Annotated in this window: 2 rRNA genes; both read right to left on the reverse strand. The window is 55.2% G+C overall.

The features are described 5' to 3' along the window. Positions 1-27: 27 nt before the first annotated feature. Positions 28-144 (reverse strand): 5S ribosomal RNA (rrf, locus tag FMQ63_RS36905). 162 nt (positions 145-306) lie between these two features. After that, a 23S ribosomal RNA gene (locus tag FMQ63_RS36910) occupies positions 307-3269 on the reverse strand. Positions 3270-3433: the final 164 nt, after the last annotated feature.

The following is a 3433-nucleotide window of genomic DNA, read 5'->3' on the forward strand; positions in this document are numbered from 1 at the left end:
AGGGACACCGGGGGTTTCTCAAAAAGAATCCGGCAGCGACCTACTCTCCCGCGCGGTTTCCCGCGAAGTACCATCGGCTCTGGAGGGCTTAACTTCCGTGTTCGGGATGGGAACGGGTGGGACCCCTCCGACATAGCCACCGGAAAACAAGCGACAGTGCATACAAAGGGTAAGTTTCAATTCATTGCTGAGCGAAGTCTCGCTGTGCGCAGTGTGAGTCTTCCAGGCGAGTGCAAAGAAGCACTCGAGCCTCGGCCTTGGCCCCGAGTCCCTTACTCCCCTTGAGGGGGCATGCAAGAGAATGGGGAAAGTAAGCCTCACGACCAATTAGTACCGGTTAGCTGAACGTGTTACCACGCTTACACACCCGGCCTATCAACGTCGTAGTCTTCGACGGGTCTTCAGGGGCTTGCGCCCGGGATACCTGGTCTTGAGGTCGGTTTCCCGCTTAGATGCTTTCAGCGGTTATCCAATCGGCACATGGCTACCCAGCGATGCCTCTGGCGAGACAACTGGTACACCAGCGGTGCCTCCAACCCGGTCCTCTCGTACTAAGGTCAGAGCCTCTCAAGTATCCTACGCCCACAGCAGATAGGGACCAAACTGTCTCACGACGTTTTGAACCCAGCTCGCGTACCGCTTTAATTGGCGAACAGCCAAACCCTTGGGACCTGCTCCAGCCCCAGGATGCGATGAGCCGACATCGAGGTGCCAAACCTCCCCGTCGATGTGAACTCTTGGGGGAGATAAGCCTGTTATCCCCGGAGTACCTTTTATCCGTTGAGCGATGGCCCTTCCATTCAGGACCACCGGATCACTATGACCTGCTTTCGCACCTGCTCGACGTGTCCGTCTCGCAGTCAAGCTCCCTTATGCCATTGCACTCGACGCCCGGTTTCCAATCGGGCTGAGGGAACCATCGCGCGCCTCCGTTACTTTTTGGGAGGCGACCGCCCCAGTCAAACTACCCACCAGACAGTGTCCCAATCCCGGCTGACGGGACATGGTTAGACACCAGAAATCAACAGGGTGGTATTTCACCGTTGCCTCCACCGAACCTAGCGGCCCGGCTTCAAAGGCTCCCACCTATCCTACACAGTCAATCCCTAGTGTCACTGTCAAGTTATAGTAAAGGTTCACGGGGTCTTTCCGTCTTGCTGCGGGTAAACTGCATCGGCACAGCTATTTCAATTTCGCTGAGTCCCTCTCCGAGACAGCGCGGAAGTCGTTACTCCATTCGTGCAGGTCGGAACTTACCCGACAAGGAATTTCGCTACCTTAGGACCGTTATAGTTACGGCCGCCGTTTACTGGGGCTTCGGATCATCGCTTCACCTTGCGGCTGACGAATCCCCTTAACCTTCCAGCACCGGGCAGGAGTCAGACCCTATACGTCGGCTTGTCGCCTTCGCAGAGTCCTGTGTTTTTGGTAAACAGTCGCTACCGCCATTTCTCTGCAACCTCTCTCAGCTCCGGCTGTACGCCTTCACCTACCAGAGGCCCACCTTCTTCCGAAGTTACGGTGGAAATTTGCCTAGTTCCTTGGAGGAGAGTTCTCTCAAGCGCCTTAGGATTTTCTCCTCGCCCACCTGTGTCGGTTTGCGGTACGGACACCCTGTAAGCTCCCTACGGGACTTTTCTTGGAAGCAGAGCATCAGCGACTTACCCCTTACGGGGCGCCATCGAGTCTCGGGGATAGCTGCCGCGCCTTTATTCGTACGCGACACCCCTACGCCTTTAGACTGACACAACCACCGGTCAGCTCGCCTAGCTTTCTCCGTCCTCCCTTAGTTCAACGCTCACAAGATGGTGCAGGAATATTAACCCGCTTTCCATCACCTACGCCTTTCGGCCTCGGCTTAGGTTCCGACTAACCCTGGGAAGATTAACTTGACCCAGGAAACCTTGGGCTTACGGCGAGGGGGTTTCTCACCCCCTTTAACGCTACTCATTTCGGCATCAGCACTCCCAGCCGCTCCAGCCGCCTTTTCAGTCGACCTTCGCTGCAACTGGGACGCTCCCCTACCGCCACACGCTTTACGTGTGACCCGAAGCTTCGGCACTAGTCTTGAGCCCCGTTACATTTTCGGCGCGGCCTGTCTTGACCAGTGAGCTATTACGCTTTCTTTAAAGGATGGCTGCTTCTAAGCCAACCTCCTGGTTGTCAATGACCTGCCACATCCTTTCTAGTGTTCACTTAGACTAGATTTGGGGGCCTTAGCTGTCGGTCTGGGTTATTCCCCTCTTGCCAATGGACGTTATCACCCACTGACTGCGTCCCGGGATAACAATTGCCGGCATTCGGAGTTTGGTACGGTTTGGTAATCTGGTGAGACCCCTAGCCGTTCCAGTGCTCTACCTCCGGCATTGAATTGCCCGAGCCGATACCTAAATATCTTTCGGGGAGAACCAGCTATCACGGAGTTTGATTGGCCTTTCACCCCTACACACAGCTCATCTCAGAAATTTTCAACTTTCATGAGTTCGGTCCTCCATGCGGTGTTACCCGCACTTCAACCTGGCCATGTGTAGATCACCCCGCTTCGGGTTATAATACACGCAACTATACGCCCTATTCGGACTCGCTTTCGCTCCGGCTCCACCTAACGGCTTAGCCTCGCTACGTATATTAAGTCGCCGAATCATGATGCAAAAGGTACGCTCTCGCACTGGGTTGCCCCGTAGTGCTCGAACTGCTTGTAGACATGCGGTTTCAGGTTCTTTTGACTCCCCTTACCGGGGTTCTTTTCACCTTTCCCTCGCGGTACTTGTTCACTATCGGTCGCCAAGGAGTATTTAGCCTTACCGGATGGTCCCGGCTGATTCAGGCAGGATTGCACGTGTCCCGCCCTACTTGGGTAACCCACTCAGCTCCAACTCGCTTTCGCGTACGCGACTATCACGCTCTTTGGTGCCTCTTTCCAGAGGCTTCCGCTAGCAAGTCAAAGTCCTACCGTGGACCCGCTACCCCGACGCCACTTTCGTGGTTTCGGTTTGGGCTTCTCCCATTTCGCTCGCCACTACTTTGGGAATCACTCATTGTTTTCTCTTCCTCAGGGTACTGAGATGTTTCACTTCCCCTGGTTAGCTCCATTCCACCTATGTATTCAGTGAAAGGTAACGCCGCTATTCGCAGCGCTGGGTTTCCCCATTCGGACATCCCCGGATCAACGCTCGGTTGACAGCTCCCCGGGGCTTTTCGCAGCCACCCGCGTCCTTCATCGCCTCTTGGCACCTAGGCATCCACCGCACGCCCTTAGTAGCTTACTTGCCCTAATCTCTTGTTTCACGCCCGCCTCCCGGCGGATTGTCGAAACTCGAAACCAAGGCCCAGACTCCTGCTCTTCGCAGCAAGCCTGGAAGACTTCTTGTTACTTACGCTTGATTAAAAGCACCTGACTTTCTTCCCCTCACCTTCGCCTCACGGCGTCGGC

Origin of the sequence: Myxococcus sp. CA005, assembly GCF_006518205.1 — a bacterium.
GTDB classification, from domain to species: domain Bacteria; phylum Myxococcota; class Myxococcia; order Myxococcales; family Myxococcaceae; genus Myxococcus; species Myxococcus xanthus.